Source organism: Saccharobesus litoralis, from assembly GCF_003063625.1.
GTDB lineage: Bacteria > Pseudomonadota > Gammaproteobacteria > Enterobacterales > Alteromonadaceae > Saccharobesus > Saccharobesus litoralis.
This window is the reverse complement of record NZ_CP026604.1, coordinates 5,233,892-5,260,529: the sequence shown is the minus strand read 5'-3', so window position 1 is coordinate 5,260,529 and position 26,638 is coordinate 5,233,892. Positions and strand designations below refer to the sequence as shown.

The 26,638-nt window shown below is 41.8% G+C and carries 21 protein-coding genes; 11 read left to right on the top strand and 10 right to left on the bottom strand.

Annotated features, from left to right (window positions below; translation table 11 throughout):
- The first annotated feature begins 335 nt into the window (after positions 1–335).
- From C2869_RS19895 to C2869_RS19885, 3 genes are all read left to right on the top strand, one after another.
- Positions 336–806, top strand: a complete 471-nt coding sequence (locus tag C2869_RS19895) for a YfiR family protein (RefSeq protein WP_159084250.1) — start codon at positions 336–338, stop codon at positions 804–806.
- Positions 803–3,235, top strand: a complete 2,433-nt coding sequence (locus tag C2869_RS19890; RefSeq protein WP_108604577.1) for an EAL domain-containing protein — start codon at positions 803–805, stop codon at positions 3,233–3,235. The genes C2869_RS19895 and C2869_RS19890 overlap by 4 nt, the downstream gene beginning before the upstream one ends.
- A 94-nt stretch (positions 3,236–3,329) precedes the next feature.
- Positions 3,330–4,070 carry a dienelactone hydrolase family protein gene (locus C2869_RS19885; RefSeq protein ID WP_108604576.1) on the top strand — a complete coding sequence of 247 codons (741 nt, stop codon included), beginning with the start codon at positions 3,330–3,332 and terminating at the stop codon, positions 4,068–4,070.
- Positions 4,071–4,074: 4 nt separating this feature from the next.
- Here the strand turns inward: C2869_RS19885 and C2869_RS19880 are convergent, their stop codons facing one another.
- On the bottom strand, positions 4,075–5,205 hold the full coding sequence (locus tag C2869_RS19880) for a diguanylate cyclase (protein WP_159084249.1): 1,131 nt from the start codon (positions 5,203–5,205) through the stop codon (positions 4,075–4,077).
- 121 nt (positions 5,206–5,326) lie between these two features.
- Here C2869_RS19880 and C2869_RS19875 point away from each other — a divergent pair, with 121 nt between their 5' ends.
- From C2869_RS19875 to gcvP, 4 genes are all read left to right on the top strand, one after another.
- A complete protein-coding gene (locus tag C2869_RS19875) occupies positions 5,327–6,079 on the top strand; it encodes a methylenetetrahydrofolate reductase (RefSeq protein WP_108604574.1) in 753 nt (250 codons plus the stop codon).
- A gap of 204 nt (positions 6,080–6,283) precedes the next feature.
- Positions 6,284–7,363, top strand: coding sequence for a glycine cleavage system aminomethyltransferase GcvT (gene gcvT / locus C2869_RS19870; RefSeq protein WP_108604573.1), 1,080 nt, complete (start codon positions 6,284–6,286; stop codon positions 7,361–7,363).
- 252 nt (positions 7,364–7,615) lie between these two features.
- A complete protein-coding gene (gene gcvH / locus C2869_RS19865; protein ID WP_108604572.1) occupies positions 7,616–8,011 on the top strand; it encodes a glycine cleavage system protein GcvH in 396 nt (131 codons plus the stop codon).
- 83 nt (positions 8,012–8,094) lie between these two features.
- Positions 8,095–10,992 carry an aminomethyl-transferring glycine dehydrogenase gene (gcvP, locus tag C2869_RS19860; protein ID WP_108604571.1) on the top strand — a complete coding sequence of 966 codons (2,898 nt, stop codon included), beginning with the start codon at positions 8,095–8,097 and terminating at the stop codon, positions 10,990–10,992.
- A 461-nt stretch (positions 10,993–11,453) separates the two neighbouring features.
- Here gcvP and C2869_RS19855 read toward each other — a convergent pair whose 3' ends face one another.
- Complete coding sequence (locus C2869_RS19855) at positions 11,454–12,059, bottom strand: hypothetical protein (protein ID WP_108604570.1); 606 nt, start codon at positions 12,057–12,059, stop codon at positions 11,454–11,456.
- A gap of 557 nt (positions 12,060–12,616) precedes the next feature.
- Here C2869_RS19855 and C2869_RS19850 point away from each other — a divergent pair.
- Both C2869_RS19850 and C2869_RS23010 read left to right on the top strand, forming a co-directional pair.
- A complete protein-coding gene (locus tag C2869_RS19850; RefSeq protein WP_108604569.1) occupies positions 12,617–13,087 on the top strand; it encodes a VF530 family protein in 471 nt (156 codons plus the stop codon).
- A gap of 77 nt (positions 13,088–13,164) precedes the next feature.
- A complete protein-coding gene (locus C2869_RS23010; RefSeq protein WP_268958766.1) occupies positions 13,165–13,287 on the top strand; it encodes a hypothetical protein in 123 nt (40 codons plus the stop codon).
- 9 nt (positions 13,288–13,296) lie between these two features.
- Here the strand turns inward: C2869_RS23010 and C2869_RS19845 are convergent, their stop codons facing one another.
- Positions 13,297–15,234, bottom strand: coding sequence for a RecQ family ATP-dependent DNA helicase (locus C2869_RS19845; RefSeq protein WP_408011901.1), 1,938 nt, complete (start codon positions 15,232–15,234; stop codon positions 13,297–13,299).
- A gap of 339 nt (positions 15,235–15,573) precedes the next feature.
- Between C2869_RS19845 and C2869_RS19840 the strand changes: the two genes are divergently transcribed.
- Complete coding sequence (locus tag C2869_RS19840; RefSeq protein ID WP_108604567.1) at positions 15,574–16,185, top strand: hypothetical protein; 612 nt, start codon at positions 15,574–15,576, stop codon at positions 16,183–16,185.
- A 20-nt stretch (positions 16,186–16,205) separates the two neighbouring features.
- On the opposite strand, the gene C2869_RS19835 is transcribed toward C2869_RS19840, so the two are convergent.
- Positions 16,206–17,375: an HD domain-containing phosphohydrolase gene (locus tag C2869_RS19835; protein ID WP_108604566.1), complete on the bottom strand. Its 1,170-nt coding sequence runs from the start codon at positions 17,373–17,375 to the stop codon at positions 16,206–16,208.
- A gap of 46 nt (positions 17,376–17,421) precedes the next feature.
- Between C2869_RS19835 and C2869_RS19830 the strand changes: the two genes are divergently transcribed.
- A complete protein-coding gene (locus tag C2869_RS19830; protein WP_108604565.1) occupies positions 17,422–17,844 on the top strand; it encodes a CBS domain-containing protein in 423 nt (140 codons plus the stop codon).
- Between the two features lie 995 nt (positions 17,845–18,839).
- Here the strand turns inward: C2869_RS19830 and C2869_RS19825 are convergent.
- The 6 genes from C2869_RS19825 to hflX form a co-directional block, all read right to left on the bottom strand.
- The gene (locus tag C2869_RS19825) at positions 18,840–20,870 is read right to left on the bottom strand and encodes a methyl-accepting chemotaxis protein (RefSeq protein WP_108604564.1); all 2,031 of its coding nucleotides are present in this window, start codon (positions 20,868–20,870) and stop codon (positions 18,840–18,842) included.
- Positions 20,871–21,420: 550 nt separating this feature from the next.
- Positions 21,421–22,740 carry an adenylosuccinate synthase gene (locus C2869_RS19820; protein WP_108605141.1) on the bottom strand — a complete coding sequence of 440 codons (1,320 nt, stop codon included), beginning with the start codon at positions 22,738–22,740 and terminating at the stop codon, positions 21,421–21,423.
- A 165-nt stretch (positions 22,741–22,905) separates the two neighbouring features.
- On the bottom strand, positions 22,906–23,085 hold the full coding sequence (locus tag C2869_RS19815) for a DUF2065 domain-containing protein (RefSeq protein WP_199915600.1): 180 nt from the start codon (positions 23,083–23,085) through the stop codon (positions 22,906–22,908).
- A gap of 91 nt (positions 23,086–23,176) precedes the next feature.
- Positions 23,177–24,052, bottom strand: coding sequence for a protease modulator HflC (gene hflC / locus C2869_RS19810; RefSeq protein ID WP_108604562.1), 876 nt, complete (start codon positions 24,050–24,052; stop codon positions 23,177–23,179).
- Positions 24,053–24,055: 3 nt separating this feature from the next.
- Complete coding sequence (gene hflK / locus C2869_RS19805; RefSeq protein WP_108605140.1) at positions 24,056–25,246, bottom strand: FtsH protease activity modulator HflK; 1,191 nt, start codon at positions 25,244–25,246, stop codon at positions 24,056–24,058.
- A gap of 74 nt (positions 25,247–25,320) precedes the next feature.
- Complete coding sequence (gene hflX / locus C2869_RS19800) at positions 25,321–26,616, bottom strand: ribosome rescue GTPase HflX (protein WP_108604561.1); 1,296 nt, start codon at positions 26,614–26,616, stop codon at positions 25,321–25,323.
- Positions 26,617–26,638 lie beyond the last annotated feature (22 nt).

The following is a 26,638-nucleotide window of genomic DNA, read 5'->3' as shown; positions in this document are numbered from 1 at the left end:
CTATATGCGGGGTTTTTGCTTTTAGGGCTAATAAAACGAACTTACATTTTTAGTCATTAACTATCACTTTGATTTATGGCGTTAATCTGCTTTTTTATTGGCTTAAGCTTTTCTATACTCTCTATAAATAAGTGAGTGACGGCATGCTTGCTATTTTTGTTTAAATTCGACATGCTGTTCTAAAAATGACCAACAACTATTATAAAAAGGCGTAATGAATTCTATTTCAGGTTGCAGGGAGACTAAGCCGGTTTAGCCGACAAGTGCTTAGTATGCAGATAGCTAGTAAATCCCAAGTTAAGGGCTGTTGGCTGCTGTTGGTAACGGTTGTAAGTATGTTGCTAGGCAATCTTGCGTCTGCAAAAAGCCCAGATGAAGCCAGTTTACGCGCTGCGGTTGTGCTAGGTATTCTACGTTTTACGGAATGGCAGCCGCCCATCGACTCTTCAAAGCCCATCACGATTTGTTTTCTTGGTGATGTCCAATCAAAAGATAAGCTAGTTCAAGCCAGTAGCAGAGTGACAGTTAAAGGCCACGCTGTTGATACTAAAAATGTTATATCACTTCCACAAACCGATGTCTGTTCGGTGCTGATTATTGGTGACGAGTGGTCAGGGCAATATCCAACAGGGGTTGGCAGTCAGCTTACGGTTTGTGATAGTTGTCGTTTTGGTAATCAAACCGCGATAAATCTAGTTAAACGTAATCAACGAATTGGCTTTGAGATAAACATGCCTTATGTTCAGGCTAATAATATTTCTTTTAGCTCGTCACTTTTAGAATTAGCGAGTCGCATTAATCGATGACTACTATGACAGGGATCAGTAAGTTTAAGCGGTTTGAATTTAGAGTGGCTAAAGTCGTGGTGCTGACCTGTTTGTTGGCTCTGGCTATCATTAGTATCAGTGTTACCGTTGTTGAAAATAATCTGGCCAAAAAGCGTTTAGTTAACGATATATCCGTGATTAGTCAGATTGTTGCTAATCGCTCGATTGCGGCGCTGATTTTCTTTGATAATCAAGCCGCAGAGGTGAATTTATCAGTTGGCCGCTTTCATAACTCAATAGAGATGTTTTGTTTGTATGATGGCAATGGTGATTTTTTTAGCCATTATACAAAACAGGGGTTAGTCGCTAGTTGTGAGGAGCGCTTTGACAAAATGGATTTAGCGCTAATTGAACACGAATTTGATACGGCAAAGTTAATTGTGCGGGTGCCAGTAACCGATCAAGGTCAATCTGTTGGTTATTTATATACGCGATCTAACTTGGACTATATTGGCAATGTATTAAGCTATTTGTTACTAACCAATGGTATTGTCGTTATTATTGCGCTGATCCTTGCGTTTTTATTAGCGCGGCGCTTATTGTCGGTCATTTTAGCACCGTTACATCATCTGCAAGAAACGGCAATGGCTATCATTCATGATCCGTTTTCAAATTTACGAGCAAAAAAGGAAAGCGATGATGAAGTTGGGCTTTTGGTTAATGCATTTAATCGCATGCTTGATAGTCTTGCCCAAGAAAACGCAGCGGCGTTAGCGTCGGAGTCCCGTTTTAGAGTATTGGCCGAAAATGCGCCGATTGGCATTTATGCTCGCGAGTTTGCCAAAGAAGGTAACCCTGAGTCATTTAAAACGTTTACCAATCGGCGTTGGCGAGAGATCACCAGTTACGATAACTTTGAGGCCGTAGCACCATTCGTCAATAATCTACCGCAAAGCCAGCAACGGCTTTATCACAATTGCTTAGAAAAAGTAGAACATCGCCAGCAAGCGCAAATGTTGGAATACCAATTCATTTGCCCTGTTTCGCAAACTGAAATGACGTTTATTGAGTATTTTGCGCCGTTAGTGGATGCCAATACACAAAAAGTGACAGGTATTATTGGCTCGCTAGTTGATGCAACTGAATTAAAAAATGCCCAGCTTGAACTAGAAAAACTGGCTTTTTATGATCCGCTAACCGATTTACCCAATCGGCGTTTTTTCCGTGATCACTTACATTTTAGTTTGGAAAATGCGCGAAAACATGAACACGCAATTGCTGTACTCATGTTGGATTTAGATCACTTTAAAAAAATTAATGATACCTTGGGGCATGACGCGGGTGACGAGTTGTTGGTTAAGTTAGCCCAATGTATTCGTCAAGCTGTGTTTAATGAAGATGTGGTCTCTCGTATGGGCGGCGATGAATTTATGATCTTGTTACAAGATATCAATGAACCCAGTCAAATAGACAAAGTTGCCACTCGCATAGTTAAGGCCATGCAGGAGCCGATTGGTATCTATAGCCAAACATTCGATATTTCAGCGTCAATTGGGGTTGCCGTTTACCCACAAGATGCCTCTACCGCAGAGGAATTAGTGAAAAATGCTGATATCGCTATGTACAAGGCCAAAGAAAATGGCCGTAATCAAGTCGCTTATTTTTCTTCAGAACTGGATAACGAGCTGAAAGAAAAAATGCGTATTGAGCGCAAATTGAAAAAAGCCATTGCAGCTGACCAGCTCGAAGTTTATGTACAGCCACAATACGATTTAAAACGAGGTTGTTTTAATTGGGGGGAGGCTTTGGTGCGCTGGATTGACGAAGAGGATGGTTTTATTCCTCCGATTAAGTTTATTACAATTGCCGAAGAGACTGACTTAATTAATCAAATTGGTCGAGCTGTCATCGATAAAGTCTGCTGTTTGATTAGCGAGCATGGCGATACGCTTGCGGCTATCGGTATTAATGGCATTGCAATTAATTTATCGGCACGGCAGTTTTTCTCATCTGATTTGCTAGACGATATTCAAAGTGCACTCGGTAAATATGCTATTTCGGCTAAGCAATTAGAATTTGAGTTAACTGAATCTTTGGTGATGGAAGACACAGGCAAAGCCATTAAAATTATGCAGGCATTGCGCGATTTAGGTTGTCGTTTATCCATTGATGATTTTGGCACAGGGTATTCGTCCTTGGCTTACTTAAAACGCTTTCCTATTGATTGTGTCAAAATCGACAGGTCGTTTATTATGGGAGTGCCGAATGATAAAAACGATGTGGAAATTTCATCGGCAATCATTGCTATGGCCCACAAGTTGGGGCTAGAAACCATAGCCGAAGGGGTTGAAACGCAAGAGCATATGGATTTTCTTAAGCAACAGAAATGTGAATATATTCAGGGTTACTTTATGTCGCGTCCTTTACCGATTAAAGATTTATTGGCATTGCCACAAAGCCAGAAGTAGTCATCTGTTTTGCTACAGCCCTGCGTTTTTTTGTTAATCTGGTTATACTGCTAGGCAAACTTATAAACTAAATTAAAAATAACTTAATCCACACATGATTATTCAAACCGAAACTGTTGATTTAACCACGCCAACTGGTGAAATGCGTACCTATGTTTATCGCCCAGTTGCTGAGGGTAAATACCCTACCATTATTTTTTATTCAGAAATCTTTCAGCAAACCGCACCGATTGCACGAACCGCCGCCATTATGGCAGGGCATGGTTTTATTGTTTTGGTGCCAGAAGTGTTTCATGAGCTTAATCCAATTGGTACTGTGCTCGCTTATGATGATGAAGGCAAGGATAAGGGCAACCAAGACAAATGGACTAAACCGTTGGAATCACATGATTCAGATACACAAGCTATGATTGATTATGCTACGCAGTTAACCTATAGCAACGGTCGAGTCGGGGCTATGGGTGTGTGTATTGGCGGGCATTTGGCCTATCGGGCTGCGTTAAACCCTAAAATTGCAGCGGCTTGCTGTTTGTATGCAACAGATATTCATTCCGATACGTTGCCCGCAGAGCAAGGCAACAATAGTTTTGAGCGTACGCCTGATATTAAAGGTGAATTAATGATGGTGTGGGGTAAACAAGATCCGCACGTACCTAATGAAGGTCGCTTTAAAATACACCACAAATTAATTGACGCTGGTGTTAACTTTACTTGGCATGAATTTAACGCTCAACACGCTTTTATGCGTGATGAGGGTGATCGTTACGATCCTGAGTTGGCTCTGCGCGTGTATGGTATGGCGGTCGACTTATTCAAACGTACCTTGTTGAACTAACGAGCTAACCCGCCGCTAATGCAATTTGATTTCGACCAAGTTTTTTAGCATCGGCTAATGCTTGGTCGGCTTGTGTTAGCCAGTCGTTATATTCCATTTGTGTCGCTGAGTACTCAGCGACACCTATTGTCACCTGCAAGTGACTACCCTCGATCGCAGGGATGAGTAAACTATTAATTTTATGACGTAGCTTGCTTGCTAAGGTGAGTGCTTGGTAGCCTGATGTGTCGGTTAGCAAAATGCCAAACTCTTCACCAGCATATCGCCCCAGTTCATCACATTGCCTTATGTTTTCTTGAATGCAACTGGCGACCATTTGCAATGCTTTATCGCCGGCCATATGGCCAAACTTATCGTTAACTTGCTTAAAGCCATCAATATCGATTAATACAATGCTAGCTTTGTAATTATGTCGTTCACATTTTATGTGTTCACTACTGACTAATTCTTCCCAATAATGGCGATTATAAAGTTGGGTTAGGCTATCGAGTCGACTGGCTCGGTCTAATTTATGCCTTTGAACGCGCAGCCGACGCGATAGGTTATAGGTCACGTAGCCTAAAAATAACGGATAAATGAGCAAAACAGGCACAGCGGCATACATATGGGTTAGCGAAGGTTCTATATTGAATTGCAGCCCGTAAATTAAACAGCCCACTACAATGCCCGCCAGCATCATAGTTAAACCGCGAACAAATAACTTACCGCCACCGGCAGAAATATTGTTAAAACTCATCCAAGCAACAATTAAAATACTAGGCAATAAATTAAAGTGCATGATGGGCAGCCAAAAGGCAGCAAATAAGGAATCTAACTTTAAATTACGAATTTCTGCATCATAGGGTTTTACGGCATAGCGAGATAAGGTAAAAGCAACATGGGGCCAAACAAAACCGTTTATGAATAGTAGCAGCCACCAATACCAAGCATGTCCCAAGCTTTGTAATACGGCCGCCATTGATATAGCACCCAACCCAGAGCCAAAAACACGTGGCATATATAAACGTTTAACAAAGCCGATCCCTTGTTTGTATGTATTGGCTGGCATATGGATTAGGTCAATTCCCTGAGGAGATTTCTTTAATTTTATCAGTAAGTTCCCACCTTGCAAGTTACCGTAAGGGGCAATACTCAATAAAGGAACCGCTTAAGCTTGTTATATATTCAAGTTGAGCATGAATATTTTTTGCTAGTTAATTTTAAATAGGCTTTTATAATCTCACACTATGAAGAATAAGCCTTAAGAGCCGTCTAAAGTGAAAGTTTCATTTGAAGTGGTACCCAGAACAGAAGATGCCACTCGTGAACAACTAGAGTTTGTTCAGCAACACCTGCCTCAGGTCAATACCATTAACGTGCCAGACTTACTGCGTTTGCCAATTCGTAGTTGGGAAGGGGCAAATTTTATTGATCGCAATCAATACGATTTTATTCCACATGTTAGAGCGATTGACTTTAATCGCCCAGAAAAACGTCTACAAAAGCTCATTCATGCCTACCAATTAGACAAGGTGTTAATTGTGTCGGGCGATCCACCACCCGATATGTCGCACCGAGTGTACGACACCAAGGTATTGGACTTGATTGCCGATATTCGCGCTGATTTTCCCGACATTAAAATATACTGTGGTTTTGATCCTTATCGCTCAAGTGTTAAACAAGAAAAAGAGTACATACAACAAAAATTTGATGTTGGCTGTGACTACATCTTGTCACAACCGTTTTTCGATATGCGTTTGCTAGAAGTGTATTCAGACTTTTTACCGCCAGAAAAAACATTTTGGGGGATCAGCCCTGTTGTCACTGAAAAGTCACAAGCGTACTGGGAACGTATGAATCATGTTGTATTTCCATCGAGTTTTGATGCTAGCTATGAATGGAATATTGATTTTACCCAACAAGTGATAGAACATAGTGCCAAAGTCGGTTCGCATATTTACTTTATGCCGATCCGTATTGATCTCGAGCGTTATTTTAAGCCGGTAGCTGCTGCGTTAGCAAAAATTTAAATCCTTGGAATATTGTGCGACTTATCTCATGATCATAAAGGGGATGAGTCGCTTGCTCCCTCGATGCTAGCAACTTGATTTGCTACGCAAGCAATAAGTCTAGCTAATAGCGATTTGTTGCTGTTTTACTCCCGTATTTTCCTTTATAATCCGCGCCAATTTTCACCCTGTCTTTTAGCAGCTCTAATCTTATTTAGGTAACCTATGGCTAATAAAACTGTCTTATACGCAAAACACCTTGAAGCTGGTGCCAAAATGGTTGATTTTCATGGTTGGGATATGCCGATCCGCTATGGATCTCAGCTTGATGAACATCACGCCGTTCGCCAAAATGCAGGTATGTTTGATGTGTCACATATGACAGTAGTGGATGCTAAAGGTGCGCAAGCTAAAGCTTATTTACAACACTTACTTGCTAATGATGTCGCCAAGCTTACCCAAAAAGGTAAGGCGCTATACAGTGGTATGCTGAATGAAAATGGCGGTGTGATCGACGATTTAATCGTATATTACTTTGCAGAAGACGATTACCGTTTAGTGGTTAACTCAGCAACCCGAGAAAAAGATTTAGCTTGGTTAAATAAGCAAGCGTCAGGTTTTGATGTACAACTTACTGAGCGTGATGATTTAGCCATGATTGCCGTACAAGGCCCAAATGCTAAAGCTAAAGTGGCAGAACTATTAAGTGATGAGCAACAAGCCATTATCGCCGACATGAAACCATTCTTTGGTCATCAAGCAGGCGAGCTATTTATTGCGACTACAGGCTATACGGGTGAAGCCGGTTACGAGATTTTATTAGATAACGAACAAGCCGAAGATTTTTGGCAAGCCTTATTAGATAAAGGTGTGGTGCCTTGTGGCTTAGGTGCACGCGATACATTGCGCTTAGAAGCTGGCATGAATCTTTACGGCCAAGACATGGACGAAACCATTTCGCCATTAGCCGCTAATATGGGCTGGACTATCAGTTGGCAGCCAGCAGAGCGTAACTTTGTTGGCCGCCAAGCATTAGAAGCCGCGCGTGAGTCAAATACCATGCAGTTAGTTGGCTTAGTGATGGAGCAAAAAGGCGTTTTGCGTTCAGGTTTAAAAGTCATTACCGATAAAGGTGAAGGCGTTATTACTTCAGGTACTTTTTCTCCGACTTTAGGCTTTAGTATCGCATTGGCGCGTATTCCTAAAGATGCGGCTGAGACGGTTGAAGTCGAAATGCGTAAAAAGCAAGTTGCCGTTAAAGTGGTTAAACCAAGTTTCGTCCGCAACGGTAAATCCTGCTTGTAGTTGATATAGATGATAGGTCGCCGACACTGGTTCCAGACAGTTTTCGGTATTCCCTACATCCATGTAGGTCGAAATTTATTTCGCCAAAGGCTTTATTAAAGTAACAATGGCTTTTTTAAAGTAAATGTATTTTAAAAAGTGACCAATTTTAGCTATAACTAGAACGGGTCATTTAAAAGAACAATATTTAAACAATTTATTAGTACGGCGTCGTTAAGTCGCCTCTAAACAGATAAACACTAAGGAATTAACATGAGCAATATTCCACAGGAACTCAAATACACCAGTACTCATGAATGGGTGCGTTTTGACGGCGAAGGTGTTGTGACTATTGGTATTACTGAGCACGCCCAAGATTTATTAGGCGACTTAGTACACGTTGATCTTCCTGATGAAGGAGACACATTAGCAACAGGCGACGATGCTGCGGTTGTTGAATCAGTTAAAGCCGCATCTGACGTATACGCGCCAGTGGCAGGTGAAGTTATCGAAATCAACGAAGAACTTGAAGACTCACCAGAATTAATCAACTCAGACGCATTTGGCGACGGTTGGTTATTCAAATTAAAAATTGAAGATATGTCAGAGCTAGAATCTTTATTGGATGCAGAAGGTTACGCAGGCTCTATCGACGAAGACGACGAATAATCGTCAACCCTATTTAAATAAACCTCGGTGTCTGGAATGGATACCGAGGTTTTTTGTTTAAAGATTGCAGGAAAACCCCAAGAATGACCGAACAACTGTCTTTGCAACAACTAGAAAAACGCGACGAATTTATCCAACGTCATATAGGCCCTGATGAAGCCGAGCAGCAACATATGCTGGCCACATTAGGTTTAACTTCACTTGATGAGCTTATCGAGCAAACCGTGCCAGGTAATATTTTGCTAGATAAAGCCATCGACGTAGGTGAAGCAAAGACAGAAGTGCAAGTGCTAGCGAATTTAAAAGCCATGGCGAATAAAAATAAGCTATTCACTTCACACATAGGCATGGGCTACTACAACACCCATGTGCCTAACGTTATTCTGCGCAATGTATTAGAAAACCCCGGCTGGTATACAGCTTATACGCCTTACCAACCTGAAATCGCTCAAGGTCGTTTACGCTCATTGCTGACTTTCCAGCAAATGGTAATCGATATGACCGGCATGGAAATCGCCAACGCGTCTTTGTTAGACGAAGGCACGGCGGCAGCCGAGGCCATGGCATTAGCTAAACGCGTTAGCAAAAACAAAAAATGTAACACCTTCTTTATTGCAAACGACGTGCATCCGCAAACGATTGACCTAGTTAAAACCCGTGCTGAAATGTTCGGTTTTGACATTGTTATTGCCGATGCGGCTACTGTGGTTGAGCACAACGTATTTGGCGCATTATTCCAATACCCGAATACCACAGGTGCGGTGACAGATATAAGCGACTTAATTGCTGATGTACAAAGCAAAAAAGGTATTGCTTGTGTCGCGTCTGATTTATTGGCGTTAACCTTATTAAAATCACCAGGTGAGTTAGGTGCTGATGTCGCATTAGGTTCAGCCCAGCGTTTTGGTGTACCTATGGGTTATGGTGGCCCACATGCCGCTTTTTTTGCCACTAAAGATAAATTTAAACGTTCATTGCCAGGCCGTATTATTGGTGTTTCAGTCGATAGCCGTGGCAACGAAGCCTTGCGTATGGCATTGCAAACGCGCGAGCAACATATTCGCCGTGAAAAAGCCAACTCGAACATTTGTACCGCACAAGTGCTATTAGCTAATATGGCGGTGTTCTACGCCATTTATCATGGCCCTGAAGGCTTAAAAAATATTGCCCAACGCACTAACCGTTTAGCAGATATTTTAGCCAAAGGCTTACAAGCAAAAGGTGTTGAGTTAGCTAACGACACTTGGTTCGATACTATTACCTTAAACCTAGCTGACAATAAACAAGCCATTGTTGAGCGTGCACTCGCTAAGCAAGTTAACTTACGCACCGACTTAACAAACCAAGTGGCTATCTCGCTAGATGAAACCACTACTGCGGCTGATATTGCCGTTTTATTTGATATCGTGCTAAGCGAAGGTCATGGCTTAGATGTAACTGAGTTAGATGCGCAAGTCACCAGTGCTGGCGACAGCTCAATTCCGACTGAATTAGCGCGTCAATCAGCTTACTTAACGAATGAAGTTTTTAACACGCATCATTCTGAAACTGAAATGTTGCGTTACTTAAAATCGTTAGAAGCCAAAGACTTAGCGCTAAACCATTCAATGATTTCATTGGGTTCATGTACCATGAAGCTCAATGCAACAGCCGAAATGATCCCAGTAACTTGGCCTGAATTTGCCAATATGCACCCATTCGCACCGGTTGACCAAGCGCAAGGTTATCAAGAGATGATCAGCGAATTGTCAGAATGGCTAGTTAACGCTACGGGTTACGATGCATTAAGCATGCAACCTAACTCGGGTGCACAAGGTGAATACGCTGGCTTGTTAGCTATTCAAAAATATCACCAAAGTCGTGGCGATCATCATCGTAACATTTGCTTAATTCCAAGCTCAGCACACGGTACTAACCCAGCCTCGGCACAAATGGCGGGTATGAAGGTAGTCGTAACCAAGTGTGACAGCGACGGTAATATTGATATGGACGACTTGCGCGAAAAAGCCGAGCAAGTCGCCGATAGCTTGTCTTGTATCATGATCACCTATCCATCAACGCACGGCGTTTACGAAGAAACCATTCGTGAAGTGTGTGATTTGATCCACCAGCATGGCGGTCAAGTGTATATGGATGGTGCCAACATGAATGCTCAGGTCGGGGTGACTTCACCAGGCTTTATTGGCTCAGACGTATCGCACCTTAACTTACACAAAACCTTCTGTATTCCACACGGTGGTGGCGGACCCGGTATGGGGCCAATCGGCGTTAAATCTCACTTAGCACCGTTTTTACCGAATCACCCAGTGATCACCATTGAAGGTACAGGTGAAACCAATGGTTCGGTTTCAGCAGCACCATGGGGTAGTGCGGCTATCTTGCCAATCAGTTATACCTACATTGCCTTAATGGGTAGCGAAGGTTTACGTAAAGCCACCCAAGTGGCTATTTTAAGTGCTAACTATATGGCACAAAAATTAGCTGACGACTTCCCGATTTTATACCGTGGCCGCAATAACAAAGTGGCACACGAATGTATTATTGATATTCGCCCATTAAAAGAAGCCTCAGGCATTACTGAGATGGACGTTGCCAAGCGTTTAATGGACTACGGTTTCCATGCTCCGACTATGTCATTCCCAGTAGCGGGCACCTTAATGGTTGAGCCAACTGAATCTGAACCACTATGCGAAATCGACCGCTTTATCGAAGCGCTATTATCTATCCGTGCTGAGATCGCTAAAGTCGAAAATGGTGAATGGACAGTGGAAGATAACCCACTGCACAACGCGCCACATACCATGGCTGATTTGGTAGACGCTAACTGGAACCGCGCATACGACCGCCAATTAGCCGTATTTCCAAGCGCAGCCTCAGCCGCCAATAAATTCTGGCCAACGGTTAACCGCATTGATGACGTATACGGTGATAGAAACTTAGTTTGTAGCTGTCCGACTACTGAGAGTTATGCGGAAGAGTAAATTGTAGCTCGACGCTTGCCTGCATGGAAAGCAGGTACTTAGAATTTGTCTGGAACAAAATTCTGTGCGTCGACAGGCTCTTGATTATGAAAAAGGCGCTAGCATTGGTTTGTTAGCGCCTTTTTTGTTTTTGTGGTGACTTTGCAACGTTGGATGAACGTTGAATGCGCCTGTGGCTTATCGAACCTACATTTTACGTAGGTTGGTTAAGTGGCGAAGCTAAACTATAAGATGGGTAATGTACCCTTGTAGGTTCAAATTTATTCGAAAAACACCGAAGTGTCCGATTACGCAGATTTAACCACCGCCAACGATGGTTGGATGAGAATGATTTTTCACGTGTTGGGTTATGACTTTAATTGGGCCATTTACGGGCGATAATAACGTCCGACTAAGCTGTGGAATAAAGCTTGGCTATACTTAGCGAAGAATGAACGCAAGCCAAGTTTTTGCGTCCTTTGTTAGGCATACATTGCATCCAACTGCTCAAGGAACTTTGTTTTTATGGCACCCTCAATAACCATTGCTTCACTAACTGGTTGATTAGGTGAAATCTTGCCTGTTGTATAGATAATTCCTCCACTGTTAGAGTCTTTATTAATTGCATACTGAACTAACTCAATAAGAGACTTCTGCGTGAGAATAACTTCTTTGACATATCTCGAACCAGAACCAATGGCAGGAAATTGATCAGGATTAAGTAAAATATTTGAGCCGTAATTATAGTAAAAAACTTTAACTTTACCGTCGATAACAAGCAACAACTCTAGCAATGTGTGATTTGATGTGGCTTGTTTTTCAGTTACATAGCTACCAATAATTGATGATAGTTCTTGAATTAGTTCACCAATATTTTCCATGGATAGATTAACAAAATGGAAAGCGAAAAAATCTTGAGCTAATGCCATCAAGTTAGATGCTCCAGAACATCCACATATAAACTCACAGTTGCCGTTTTTGTATGTGATTACTTTGGGGATATTGGGAAAGCCATCAACACCCGAAAAATTATTTCCATACTTACTATCTGAGGCCATTGCACCATCAAAATATACAACCGTGGTCATGTGTACTCCATTATTTTTCGTATACCTAATTTAATAGTGCGCAATTTGCGCGCTTTTCTACCAAAACACTTGCGTACTTTTATACTTTAGTCATTTTTAGCAAATTACCTAAATCGTTACCAGTAAAAGCTTATTTAAGTTCTTAGTTAACTCATCGGAGGGCATAAACGACCCAGTTGCGCATTTGTGGAAATATGGGAGCGAATTACAAATAATGTATAAATACACAGATATAAGAAATACAAATTTTATGAAATAGAACATAGCATTTCAAAATGCTAATGTCCGCTTTGTGCTCTTTACTGCCCTTTAACTTTTATGCTTGCTCTTTTTGAGTAAGGAGCTGTGAGTACAACGAACCGCACCGTTCTCGATGTAAGCCTAATACCGTAATGTCTATTTGATAGGCTTAACCCTGCAATATGGTCGTGTTGCGATTCGCTGCGCTCAGGGCAACCTACGGTTAATTTTTCCAAACCTGTTTATGATCGTTTTCTTCTACGCCTAGCGAGCGAATTGGGTATAATACATACAAATACCTTTTCTTGGCTTGCAGCATGAGCGACAACATCAATTATCACAATAACCCTTTGCACGGCGTTGGCTTAAAGCAAGTTTCAACGGAATTGGTAGATCAATACGGATTTGAAATACTGTACGCATACCTAAATATTAATTGTTTTAATACCAATGCGAGTATTGCGTCTAGTATTAAATTTTTGCAAAAAACTGATTGGGCGCGTGAGAAAGTGGAAGCGTTTTATCTTTATCAGTACAAAAATTTACCACGCGCTTCTGCTGAGCAATTTGAGCTGCCGCCTCGCGAGCGGATTGTACCGGACGATCAAAAACCCGGAGAGCCAGCCGAACTTAGTTTTACCGACGCCAAACGTTTAAAACAAAAGCGTGCTGAAAAAGCGGAACAAAGAAATAACAACCAAAGAAGGCAAGCATCTAAAACATCGCGCGGCAAACAAAAAGCTCGAACGGCTAACAAAGACTCTGATCCTTGGGCAAATTGGCCATAATAATAGCCATCGCCATTACTCATAAAATCACCCTTTGCAACGTTGAATGCGCCAGTGGCTTCTACAGGATGTAGTAAATGCCGTGGGCGTCTGGAACAGAGCACGGTAAACCTAAATTTTACGTAGGTCGGTTAAGTGGCGAAGCCACGCCACCCGACATAAACACCATACCCGACATAAGCACAACACAACCCATTTAATACACTTAGTTACAAAGACATTAAAAGCTGTTTTACCTCTGCGTATCTTTGCTTTTCACAACTGGCCCAACCTTGCAGGTTACGCGCTTTGATTTTGGTAAAAATGGGTTGGGTTAAACCGCATAAAAATCGACAAGTAAGTTCGTGACTAACCACAATATTATGATCAATTGCTTGGATCGCATTTTGTAGGGTGTTTTTGACTTGCGCTAGGGTTTCTAAGCTTGGTAATGGTGGTGTAGGGGCCAAGGGTAATTTGGCGATCTGTCCTTGGCATACTGAGCAATGTCCACATTGAGACGGCGCTTGTTGGTCGTCAAAGTAGCGCGCAAGGTTATAACTCAGGCAAGAATCCAGTTCAAAAAAACGTACTAACGTGGCAATGCGTTTGATCTCTGATTGTTCTTTTTGACTAAAGTAGTCGGCTAATTGCTGCGCTAAATTCGGCGCTTGTAAGTTACTCGGGTTAACTTGATAAACCTCTGTCATACCGCTGGCTTGTAATTCAATTAAGTTTTTTTGTTGTAGATATTCCAAGGCGGTTAATACGCGTTTGCGATCACTCGGGTAGGTTTGTTGCAGTAAATCAAAATTAATGACGCCCCATATTTTTTTGAAGGTGGTGGCGGCAAATATGGCTTGAATAAATTGTTGGCGCTCGTCTTTAAAGTTGGCAACAATGGTTTGGGTGTCAACTAAACATTTGATTTTATATTCGGCAAAATAGCTGTATTGGGCTTGCAGTACGTTTTGTAACTCCAACTGGACTAGAATAGTTTTTAATGTGAGTTGGCGTATGTTGGTACGAGTACTCAAGTTGTATAACTGCATTTCCCAGTTATCGTTTGGACTATTTTGTTGAATATCATCTAATAACGTGTTGATGCCACTTGGCTCTGGGGTATCGCCATACACAAAATTTTCGACCGTATTTAAGCCGTCTAAATTGGCTAAGGTTAAACAATTTGACGCTTGGCCATCGCGTCCGGCTCGGCCGATCTCTTGACTGTAGTTTTCTATCGATTTGGGTAAATCGTAGTGAATAACAAAACGAATGTTGGCTTTATCTACGCCCATACCAAAGGCAATCGTTGCTACCACAATATCCACTTGGTTGCGCATAAAGTCTTGCTGTATGGTTTGGCGAATATCATCTGCTAAGCCGGCATGATAGGCCGCCGCATTCAAATTGTGTTGCTGTAAAAACTCGGCGACATGCTCGGCGGTTTGTTGCAGGGTAACGTATACAATTCCCGCGCCTTGTTGTTGGTTAATGGTTGCCAATAGTTGTTGGTTTTTACTGCTTTGTTCAACCCCTTTAACGCTAAGGTTGAGGTTGGGTCGGTAAAAGCCGGTTTGTACTATGTGTTTTTCGTTAATGGCAAATTTAGCGGCCATGTCACGTTTTACTTTTTTAGTGGCGGTGGCGGTGAGTAGCAAGACTAACGGAATATTAAGCTGTTGTTGGTATTGTGGCAGTTTTAAATAATCGGGGCGAAAATTATGTCCCCATTCAGATATACAATGCGCTTCGTCGACCACCAGCATAGAAATAGGGATTTGACTAATAAACTGACGAAAGCGTTCGTTTTTAAAACGTTCAACCGACACCATGAGTATTTTGATATTGCCGGCTTTAATATCGGCCATGGTTTGCTGTTGTTGTTGATAGTTTAACGTTGAGTCTAAACTGGCGGCGGCTATATTTTTACGGGCTAAAAATTCGAGTTGATCTTTCATTAATGCCAGTAAAGGCGAGATCACTAAGGTTAAATGCGGTAATTGCAGGGCTGTAAATTGATAACACAAGGATTTACCCGAGCCAGTCGGAAAGATAGCCAAAGAAGAGTGTCCGTTTAACAGTTGGTTTACCGTTTGTGCTTGGCCTGGTCTAAATTGTTCAAAACCAAATTGTGATTGCAGTTGGCTAAGTTGTTGTGCGCTCAATAGTGTGTCTTGCATGTGGTTTCCTTTAATTCCCTTTTGTCGTTATAGTCTTCTCGCTCAGGTCTTATGGTTCATTGTCAGCGCTTACTCGCCCCAATCACATAGTAGAGCATATGCTCATGGGGTCTCGAAGCTTGACAGCTTCCCCTAAAACCTGATCGCTTTGACTATATTAGCTCAAGTTGTATGGTGTGTTATACAACCCCTTGTGGTAATTGCTCAAATTAACATGCTTGTCGCGCATTTTCATCTATTCAATGAATTGCCATGGATCTAAAAATAAATCGGCGTAAAATGCCGTGTTAGTTTCATTAATTTTATCATTCAATATCTGCTTTTATGTCTAACCAAATTTTCTTTATTTTTGATAGTCACTGCCCTTGGAGTTACGCAACTACGCCTTTACTGCAAGCGATTCAACAAGCTTATCCTGATATGCCGATCCACCTGTTACATGCTGCTTACTATGACGGCGGTGAAAATATTGGCATTAAAACCATAGAGCAAGTGGAAGCTGATAGCCATGTGTCGTTTAGTGCTAACTATCATGCGCAGCGCAAAATTGGTGCTGACTCGACGATTTGTGCCAACCTTATTGCGTGGGCGCAAAATAAACTGCCACATCAAGTGTTAGATATTGTTTGCATGATGCAGGACTTACATTTTCAGCAAGGCCTTACATTGCGAGAGGAAGATGACTTTGCCGATTTAGTTAAACACTTTAAATTATCTGCGCCGAAAAAAGCGTTTGCAGGTGATAAATTATCTAAAGACGCCGAAGAAAACCTATTGGGTGTCGAAGAGTTACAAGAGGTGATTGAAACGCAGTCGATCCCTGCCTTGCTTTTGGCAAAAGGAGACGAGCTTATTTTGCTTAATCATCATTTGTATTTAAAACATCCTGAGAAAATAGTGGAAGCGGTAGAGCTAGAACTGGCGGATCACCACTAAAAACACCATTGGACGCTATGTTAACGCGGTGGAGGGTTATATAAGCCTCCAAATGTAGCGTCGTCGTTGTAGCAACTCATAAAAGCATCAACAACATAATGATCGTACTTGATACCTCTATTGAGTTTTAATTCGGCAATGGCTTTATCGGCTCCTTGTGCATAACGGTAAGGCCTATCACTCGCCATTGCATCAAATGTATCGGCGACAGCTATTATTTTTGCTTCAATACAAATTTGTTTGCTGGTTAATCCTAGTGGGTATCCTGTGCCATCTAATCTTTCATGATGTTGGTTAATCATTTCAAAAATAGGCCAAGGCGATTTAACCCCTTTAAGAATAGCTGAGCCATTAGTGGTATGCAGTTTTAGCAGTTCGTATTCAACGGCATGTAATTTGTTTACTTTATTGAGAATTTGGGTTGGTATGGATATTTTGCCAATATCATGGATGAGTGCACCAATAACCAAACCTGTAATTTGCTGTTGAGGAAGCTCTAGTTTTTCTGCAATGCGCTCGGATATTTTTGATACTTTTTGTTGATGATGGGTGGTGTATACATCATGCATTTCTAGCGCTTTTGATATGGCCTCCAGCATATCAATTAAGATTTCTTCATTGGGCGTTTCATTGAATTCCCGTTTCATTGCTTCGGCTTGATCTTTAATTTGTTCTATTTTGAACGAGACCTTAGCCACGGTATCTTGAATAATTTGGTTTATGTAGCAGGCTGTTTCTTGAGTGTACGCAGATATAGCATTACCTACGCCAATGACGGCAACAATTTCACCTTTTACTTTAACCGGAAAGCTCATATGACGTGTCAGGGGAAAGTGGCCACTGGGCAATCCGGCATTCGAGGCTTGGTTTGGGTAATCGTTGTGAATTACGTAATGATCTTGGCGAATGCAGTCGGCCCAAATGCCAGCTTCTTTAATTGGGTAATGACTATCATGGGTTGTGGCGCACATATCCAGAACTTTTTGTGACCATACATTGAGTTTAATTTCTTGTGTATTGGCGTTGTAAAGATGTAAATAACCTATCTCGCTTTGGCTAGCTTTTACGATTAATTCTAAATATTGTTGAGATACGTCACGAGTTGATGTGAATTTATGCTTAAAGAAAGCCTGAAATTCCGAGTTGAGTTCCTGATCCATTAGGTTTTTACAACGGTTAAATTGAGTCATAAACTTGAGTTAAATACAACCTGTTAAAAAATACAAGATAATCACGATGGCTGTTAAAAATATCATGTCACCTCATCCAGTTACGGTGGAAATGGATGATAAATTAAGTGTAGCTAAGGAAATCTTTGACAATATAGGTTTTCATCATTTACTTGTTGTTAATCAAGATAAATTGTGTGGCGTCGTGTCGGATCGCGATATTCTTAGGGCCATAAGCCCCTTTATCGGCTTAGCGAGTGAAAAAAATCGTGATGTAGCGACATTGAATAGGCGTATACATCAAGTGATGACACGTAAGTTAGTCACAATTGACCCGTCAGCGTCTATTGCGCATGCTGTAACATTATTTAATCAGCATAAAGTCTCTTGTTTGCCAGTGGTAAGCCAAGATGGCCAGGTTGTTGGTATTGTTACATGGCGCGATGTACTCATAGAGCTAGAGCGACAAATTAAAAGAAAGGGCTTTTAAAGAAAAAAGAGCCGCTTCAACTGAAGCGGCCTAAGATCATCTGCAACACAATACAGACGCACACACACTACCCCCGAAGGGGACGAGAGTCCATTCACAAGACGAGAGAGTAACCTCTCAACTTTATTCTTTGAGCCAATTAGCAAACTCAAAGAACCTTTGCCTAACTAGGGACACGACCCCCTATATACAACTTAGGCAAACCATGAGCGTTGTTAGGGTTAGCCTAACGACCGCAATTCTGTTTTATAGTCTTCTCCCTCAGGTTTTATGGTTCATTGTCTGCGCTTACTCTCGACTTTGGCTCCTGCGTCGTTCTAACACCTAAATCCATTTAGGCGGCCCCAATCACATAATAGAGCATATGCTCATGGGGTCTCGAAGCTTGACGGCTTTGCCTACATGGATGTAGGTACTTAGGTTTCGTCTGGAACTAGAAACCTGCCCCTAAAACCTGTTCGCTTTGACTATAACAACTTGCTTTTCGATATCACTAGGTTGGTCGCTAGCTAATGAACTATAAGCTAAAGAGCATAGGAGTAATAAGCTGGCATAACGTAGTTTCATAACCTGTGATTCTCACTGTTAATAAAGTGGTATATATATAAACATATGATGTTTGTATATTCAAGCCTTTTAATCGAAAAATTGCTAATTTTTTGTACAGTTCTTAGTTGGTCAAGAGGGAGGGACCCTTTCAATTTATTTTTGATTACTTGCAACCACCTTGGTAGATAGAGCAGGGCTATGCCTGCATGGAAAGTGGGTGCTAGGATTAGTTTGGAACAAAAGGTCGTACTTCGATCAAGGTCGCAGATATTAGGCAACATCGCGCCTAGAAACCAAGTGCGGAGCAGCTATGCAACTATTGTCGAAATTAATTTCGACCTAAATGGACGTGGGGAATGCCGATAAGTGTCAGGAGCAGCCCACGGTTAAAAAACGAACGTGGGCGAGTGATAGAAGGCTGAGCGGTTAATTAATTATAATTTAACTTATTCGTGTACTTTAAACGCATTCACATAGTTATTGAGCGTTGAGCCAGTATTTTCTAATTGACCGCATGCTTGTACAGTGGCGTCGGTTTGCGACATCATTTCTTCAGTATCATCTTTAATACCGTGCACTCGTTCATTGATCTCTGAAGCGACAACGGTTTGTTGTTCAGCCGCAGTCGCTATTTGCGACGATAACCCTGAAATTTTATCTAACTCTTCACGCAATACGTCAAATGCGGCCACACTGTTAACAACGACATCGACTGCTTGTAAGCCTTGTTTCTGTAATTCGCCCATACTGTTGGTTGTCGCGCGCGAACCTGTTTGTAAGGCTTCGATTTGTTGGCGTATTTGCTCGGTTGATTCTTGAGTGCGGCTGGCTAGGTTACGAACTTCATCTGCAACCACTGCAAAGCCTCGGCCTTGCTCACCCGCTCGCGCTGCTTCAATTGCGGCATTTAAAGCTAATAAATTAGTCTGCTCGGCAATACTTTGGATCACTTCTAATACATTGCCGATAACTTCGGTTTCTGAATTGAGTTGATTTACTTGCTCTTGGGTGCTGGCTAACTCGGTGACGAGTTTCTCCATGATCTCTTTACAGGCATTGGCATTTTCTGCACTTTGAATTGAGCTGTCATGCGCAGCAGAGACAGCACCTGCGGCATTTTGTGCTATGCCTGCGACTTCTTCGATAGTTGCGGTCATTTCGTTAACCGCAACCGATACATTATCGGTTGCTCTTGTTTGACTCTCGGCTCTATTTTGATTTTCATGCATGGCCTGTGACACTGAGGTTGTTAGGCGATTCATGGTGCTGACCTCGTTACGAACACCAAGTAGAGCCTGATTAAAGCTTTCTTGTAAGATATTAAACGCTTTTGCAACTTCAGCTAATTCATCTGAACCGGCCACTGGCATTGCTTGGCTAACATCTTTTGAGGTGGCGACATGCCCCATTTCACGCATTAAGGTTTTTAATGGAGCGTTAATAGAGCGAATAATGAGATAGGAAATAAAGGTAATCGCTAAAAGGACGAATACCACTAGAAAAATATTCCAATTGACACTGGCTGTAGCTTGCTCTAATTGCTTTTGGGTTTCTTGTGCAATGCGCTTTTCAACATAAGCAATGACCTCGCGCAGCGTGTTCATATTTTGGCTGGCTTTATCAAACCATACATCAGGGTTCATATCGTATTTTTGACCACCCATTTGCAATAGTTTATGACGCATATTGTACAGCTCCTTTTGTAAGTCGCTGTCCATGTGTTTTTCTGTGTAAACTTGCATCACGTCGGCGGGAGCATAGGTGCGCAGCCTAGCGTTGGCATCTTGTAACTGACGCCAATCACCCTTGTTGTTGCCTATGGATGTATAGTCAATGGCATCTTGATTTAGCAGGCGTATTTTCGAGCTGCGTTCCGCTGAATAAATATTGTCTATTTGCATCAAAGCAGCATAAGCACTGGTGAGTAAGCTTAACTGTTCATTGTTGGCGGCTAAACGAACCGTACCATTGACGATAGCCAGTGCTCTGCTATTAGTTGTGATATAACGATTGATTACCCACTTTTTGTTTTCGTCCTGTAGCTGTACTTTATCAATATAGCCACGTGCGTCGAGGGTATCTTCAAAGGTATTCACTGTATCGGAAATCAGTTTAGGGATACCTTCGAGTTGGTTAAACTTGTCATTATTTGCTGCTACATAGCGCTTGTAATTTGAGATAGTCGCATCAACTTTTGTTCTTTGATTAGTCAAACGCTCGGCATATTTGTGTTTATTACTGCCTACAGGGTTACCTGCAATATAACCATACGAATAGTCGCGTTCTGATTGCATTTCTTGCAATAGCCCACCTGTTTGCCTCACTAAGTCCATGGCAATAGACAATTTCTGCATGGCTGTTTGTTTAGCTGATGCTTGACCAAATTGGTTAATGGCAAAAGCGCAGACGATCAGGGTAGGGAATAGCACTAGTACCAAAATACGAGTGCGAATTTTTAAATGATTGAGAATATTCACAGGCGTTCTCGCTCGTTTTAACTAAACCACATCCTAGTAATTTATGTTGGTTAACATTGTATGGCGTTTAAATCTGACTATAACATATGATTTACATAAGTCCATATAGGTTTTTACAATGTAAAGATATGATGTTTGCATTTTGGGTTGCCAGTAAATCTGTCATTGTCGTTTGTTTGACTGTTTTTAATTGTTAGTTAGCTAAAAATATTAGGTGGTATTTTTGCTTAATGCCATTTCGTTTTTTATATAAATCCATTTGGTTGGTTTTTAAGCAAATAAAAACTTGTATTGGTTGATAAATAAAGTTACAAAATATTAACAATATTTAGGCGAGCTATTTACGCATGTATTAGACAGGAAATAATAATGACAAATCAGAAAAAGTTATCTTATCAGTGGCTTGCGGCCATCGCCTTCCTTTTATTATGTGGGTGGGCATCAGTAGAGCTGATGTAGCTTTACTTTGTTTATTTTAAAAAACAAAAAACCACAGCAAGCTGTGGTTTTTAAGCATTATGTAAATAGACTAGGTAGTCTATTTATTTAATTATTCGCCGTCGAATGGGTTGCGCAATACGATAGTTTCAACACGATCAGGGCCGGTTGAGACGATATCAATTGGTGTTTCACAAACTTCTTCTAAACGTTTGATATAATCTTTGGCTGCTTGTGGTAACTCGTCAAAGTTTTTAACCCCAAAGGTATTTTCGCTCCAGCCAGGTACGGATTCGTATACTGGCTCAACTGCAGCATATCCTTCAGCGTCAAGTGGAGTTACATTCGTCACTGTACCATCAGCTAGTTTATAACCAGTACAGATCTTAATCTCTTCTAGGCCATCTAATACGTCTAACTTAGTTAAACAGAAACCTGTGATAGAGTTAAGTTGAATAGCACGGCGCATTGCTACAGCATCAAACCAACCTGTACGGCGTAAACGACCTGTAGTCGCACCAAATTCATGACCTTTATCACCTAAGTGTTTACCTACAGGATCTTGTTTGTCTTGGCCGTCATATAATTCAGTAGGGAAAGGACCTTCACCGACACGCGTGGTATAGGCTTTAACAATACCTAAAACATAATCTAAGTGAGTAGGGCCGAAACCACAACCCGTTGCAACACCACCAGCGGTAGTATTTGAAGAGGTTACAAATGGGTAAGTACCATGGTCAATATCAAGTAATGTACCTTGCGCACCTTCAAACATGATGCGATCACCATTACGACGCGCTTGATCAAGTGTTTCGGTAACATCGATTACCATGTCTTTTAATATTGGCGCTAATGCTAAAGCATCGGCCAATGTTTTGTCATAATCGACAGGTTCAACTTTGTAATATTGAGTTAAGGCAAAGTTGTGGTATTCCAATACTTCTTTTAACTTTTCAGCGAAGCGTTTTTCACAGAATAAGTCACCAACACGTAAACCACGGCGAGCGACTTTATCTTCGTAAGCAGGACCGATACCACGACCCGTTGTACCAATCTTTTTATTACCACGAGCGGCTTCACGCGCTTGGTCTAAAGCAACATGGTAAGGCAAAATAAGAGGACAAGCTTCACTGATTTTTAAACGTTCACGTACCGGTACGCCACGTTCTTCAAGCATTGTAACTTCTTTCATCAATGCTTCAGGCGAAAGTACAACACCATTACCGATAACACAGGTTAAACCATCGCGTAATACGCCAGAAGGAATAAGGTGTAATACGGTTTTCTCGCCATTGATAACTAATGTATGGCCTGCGTTGTGACCGCCTTGGTAGCGAACAACGTATTTAGCTTTATCAGTTAGAAGGTCTACAACCTTACCTTTACCTTCGTCACCCCATTGGGTGCCTAGTACTACGACGTTTTTACCCATTTTTAAAAAATCTTTTGTCAAAATAAGGGCGGCGATTCTATCAAGATGTTGGCATAAAATCATCAACAAAGCAGGAACAGATCCAAACTTTTGGCTATAAAAGCTAACCAAAAATTGAAATAAAACACCTAAACGAAAATTGAACCGCAGTCGGTTAACGAAGTTTTAACTTAACCACAAAAATAAACAACCAATGATAAGTAACATGGCACCAGTTTGTTGCAGTTGACGTACAGGCATTTTCGCCATCTTAGCAAGATAGTCAGCCCAACGGTTGGGGAATAGAAAAGGGCCAAGACCTTCAATGATGAGTACTATACCTATGGCGAGTAAAATGGTTTCCATCTCGATACCCTAACGTAAAAATTTAAACGCTCAAACAAAAAGAGCTTACTGCAATAGTAAGCTCTTCTATTAACCGATGTTGGTATTGTGATTATTTACCCGTTTCTTTCAAATATTTGAAGAAATCACTGTCAGGCTTAACAATAAGCACATCGCCCTTGTTATTAAAGCTGGCTCTATAGGCATCTAAACTACGCAAAAACTTATAGAACTCAGGGTCTTTATTATAAGTGTCAGCGTAAATTTTAGCGGCTTCAGCGTCACCTTGACCACGAACCGTACGTACATTACGTTCGGCATCCGCTAGCATAATGGTAACTTTCTTATCAATATCTGCTTTAATGAATTCGGCTTTCTCTCTACCTTCTGAACGGTGCTCTTTGGCCACAGCGTGGCGCTCTGAACGCATACGAGCAAAGATATAGTTACTCACTTCACTTGGTAAATTGATCCGCTTAACACGAATATCAACAATTTGAATACCTAAATCCGCCGCACTTTCAGCGGTTTCTTTTAGGGCTTCTTGCATCAATTCATCACGTTCACCCGACACAATTTCGGCAATGGTTCGGCTACCAAATTCACTGCGTAGGCCGTTATTGATTTTTTTCTTCAATAAGGCTTCGGCGCGCATGGTGTCGCCACCGGTTTTTAGGTAAAAGGTTTCGAAGCTTTCAATGCGCCACTTAACATAAGAATCAACAATTAAGTCTTTTTTCTCAGAGGTAACAAAGCGATCTGCCTCATCATCCATGGTTTGAACACGAGCATCCAATATGCGCACCGTTTCGATAAATGGCCACTTAAAGTGAATACCTGGTTCGTGTACTACAGTTGAATTATCAACATCACGCTTAACTTTACCAAACTGAATAACAATACCACGCGTACCTTCGTTAATAACGAAAACCGATGTGTAAACAAAAAAAGCAAAGATAGCGATTAAAACTAGGCTTAAGTTTCTCATGGCTTAGTTTCTCCCACTGGTATAACGACCGTTATTGCTGTAGCGGCCTGAGTTATAGCGATCATTCGAGCGGTTAGGCTCTACCGGTAACCCTTGAGTCGTTGTTGACTGACTAAAAGGTGAACTTGATTGAGGTGTATTAGAGCGTTGCTGTTGCATGATCTTATCTAGTGGTAGATACATCATGTTACCGCCCCCTTCAACATCAACCATAATTTTTGATGTGTTGCTGTATACAGATTCCATTGTTTCTATATATAAGCGTTGGCGCGTGACTTCAGGGGCTGCTTGATACTCAGGTAGCAGCTTTTCAAAGCGAGCGACTTCACCTTGCGCTTCTAAGATAACACGCTCTTTATAGGCTTCCGCTTCCTGTTCCATACGACGTACCTTAGCACGTGCAGTCGGCTCAATTTCACGAGCGTAAGCATTGGCTTCGTTGACAAATTTCTCTTCGTCTTCTTGCGCGGCTATCGCATCATCAAATGCTTCTTTAACTTCTTCCGGCGGACGTGCAGGTAGGAAGTTGACGTCGACGACTTCTAAACCCAAGTTATAAGGTTCAACTATGTTTTCTAATAGTTCGCGAGTTTGTTGACGCACTAGCTCACGACCCGTCGTTAAAATATCGTCCATATTTGTGTGGCCGATAACTTGACGTAAGGCTGAATCAGTTGCTTGGTGTAGGCTAAATTCTGGGTCGATAACGTTGAACTTGTAAGCTCTAGGATCAAGAATGCGATATTGCACATCCATTGATACTAAAACGACGTTTTCGTCTTGGGTGAGCATTTCGCCATCAGCCGTTAAAGAATTGACTGACTCTACATCAACCGGAATAATACGGTCGATTAATGCAGGTTGCCATTTTAAGCCTGGCTCAATAATGCTATGGAACTGGCCAAAGCGTAAAACCACACCACGCTCAGCTTCTTTGATAGTCGCAAAGCCCATCCATGCCCAAATTGCCAAAGCAATAAACAGTGCAATTACGATACCTGCACTGCTTGCACCATTGGAACCGCCGGATGAACCTGATGGGGAACCCCCTTTGCCACCAAAGGCTTTTTTCAGTTTCACTACCGTATCGCGATAGATTTCATCTAAATCAGGTGGCCCTTGATCGTTGCCACCTTTTTTATTTTTACCCCACGGGTCTTTATTATTGCTATTACCCGGTTCATTCCAGGCCATAATCAGCTCCATTATTAAATGTTTGAACTTTATACGGAAAAATATCTAGTGAAGGATCGCTGCTTGCGCAAAAATCATTCAACATCTTGATTTATTACATAATTAGCTAGGTTTGTATCACGCTTTGTTAAGCGTTGCCAGTCTGTTAAGCTCATTTTTACTCTAACTAGCCAACTGCCGTCTTCGGCATAGCTTTCTTCTTGAATACACTCTAGCTCATAAAATACTCCACGCCAGCGGCTATCAGCCGGCGGGATTTTTAATTCATGATGCGCCATTTGTTTTGCTAAACGCTCAGCAATGGCCTGCATTAGCAGTTCAGTGCCTTCTCCCGTTTGGGCTGATAGCCACACGCGGATCGGCATACCATCTTCGTTACGATCGATATGCGCATCAATCTCATCTACCATATCAATTTTATTGTAGACAAGTAGTTGAGGGACTTCATCAGCTCCGACTTCATCGAGCACAATTTGCACCGCATCAATATTTTCAGCACGGCGCTCATCAGCAACATCGACCACATGCAATTGAATATCAGCTTCACGTGTCTCTTGTAATGTTGCTTTAAAGGCTGCTACCAAGTCGTGTGGTAAATGGCGAATAAAACCAACCGTGTCTGCCAATATTATGGGGCCAACATCGTCAATAACCAACTTACGTAATGTAGGGTCTAACGTCGCAAAGAGTTGATCTGCCGCATAAACGTCTGCTTCGGTAATGCGATTAAACAAGGTTGATTTACCCGCGTTGGTATAGCCAACCAGCGAAACGGTAGGTAAATCGTTGCGTTTTCGGGCGCGTCGGCCTTGTTCTCGTTGTTTTTCTACTTTCTCTAGGCGGCGCATAATGTTTTTCATGCGGCCTCGAATTAAACGTCTATCGGTTTCAAGCTGGGTTTCCCCCGGACCACGCATACCTATACCGCCTTTTTGGCGTTCTAAGTGGGTCCAGCCTCGGATCAAGCGCGTAGAAATATGGCGTAATTGCGCTAATTCAACTTGCAGTTTACCTTCGTGGGTACGTGCACGTTGCGCAAAAATATCCAAGATCAGGCTAATTCTGTCTAAAACACGACATTTAACGAGAGATTCTATGTTTTTTTCTTGTGAGGGGGATAAAGCATGATTAAAAATCACTAGCTTAGCCTCCAATGCAGCCACTGCATCAGCTATTTCTTGTGCTTTACCTGAACCTACAAAAAATTTAGGGTGGGGTGTTGATCTTGAGGTGGTAATGACAGCAAGAGTTTCGACACCAGCCGAAGAGGCCAACAGTTTTAATTCCTGTAGGTCTTCTCTTGCTACTTCGTCATCTAAGTCAACGTGTACTAAAACCGCCTGCTCACCCGATTCATAACGATCAAACAAGCAGGTTACCTCTTAATAATAT

Coding starts and splice junctions, on each gene's coding strand:
- C2869_RS19895 (WP_159084250.1), top strand. CDS start 336: ATGTTGCTAGGCAATCTTGCGTCTGCAAAAAGCCCAGATGAAGCCAGT.
- C2869_RS19890 (WP_108604577.1), top strand. CDS start 803: ATGACTACTATGACAGGGATCAGTAAGTTTAAGCGGTTTGAATTTAGA.
- C2869_RS19885 (WP_108604576.1), top strand. CDS start 3,330: ATGATTATTCAAACCGAAACTGTTGATTTAACCACGCCAACTGGTGAA.
- gcvT (WP_108604573.1), top strand. CDS start 6,284: ATGGCTAATAAAACTGTCTTATACGCAAAACACCTTGAAGCTGGTGCC.
- gcvH (WP_108604572.1), top strand. CDS start 7,616: ATGAGCAATATTCCACAGGAACTCAAATACACCAGTACTCATGAATGG.
- gcvP (WP_108604571.1), top strand. CDS start 8,095: ATGACCGAACAACTGTCTTTGCAACAACTAGAAAAACGCGACGAATTT.
- C2869_RS19855 (WP_108604570.1), bottom strand. CDS start 12,059: ATGACCACGGTTGTATATTTTGATGGTGCAATGGCCTCAGATAGTAAG.
- C2869_RS19850 (WP_108604569.1), top strand. CDS start 12,617: ATGAGCGACAACATCAATTATCACAATAACCCTTTGCACGGCGTTGGC.
- C2869_RS23010 (WP_268958766.1), top strand. CDS start 13,165: ATGCCGTGGGCGTCTGGAACAGAGCACGGTAAACCTAAATTTTACGTA.
- C2869_RS19840 (WP_108604567.1), top strand. CDS start 15,574: ATGTCTAACCAAATTTTCTTTATTTTTGATAGTCACTGCCCTTGGAGT.
- C2869_RS19835 (WP_108604566.1), bottom strand. CDS start 17,375: ATGACTCAATTTAACCGTTGTAAAAACCTAATGGATCAGGAACTCAAC.
- C2869_RS19830 (WP_108604565.1), top strand. CDS start 17,422: ATGGCTGTTAAAAATATCATGTCACCTCATCCAGTTACGGTGGAAATG.
- C2869_RS19820 (WP_108605141.1), bottom strand. CDS start 22,740: ATGGGTAAAAACGTCGTAGTACTAGGCACCCAATGGGGTGACGAAGGT.
- C2869_RS19815 (WP_199915600.1), bottom strand. CDS start 23,085: ATGGAAACCATTTTACTCGCCATAGGTATAGTACTCATCATTGAAGGT.
- hflC (WP_108604562.1), bottom strand. CDS start 24,052: ATGAGAAACTTAAGCCTAGTTTTAATCGCTATCTTTGCTTTTTTTGTT.
- hflK (WP_108605140.1), bottom strand. CDS start 25,246: ATGGCCTGGAATGAACCGGGTAATAGCAATAATAAAGACCCGTGGGGT.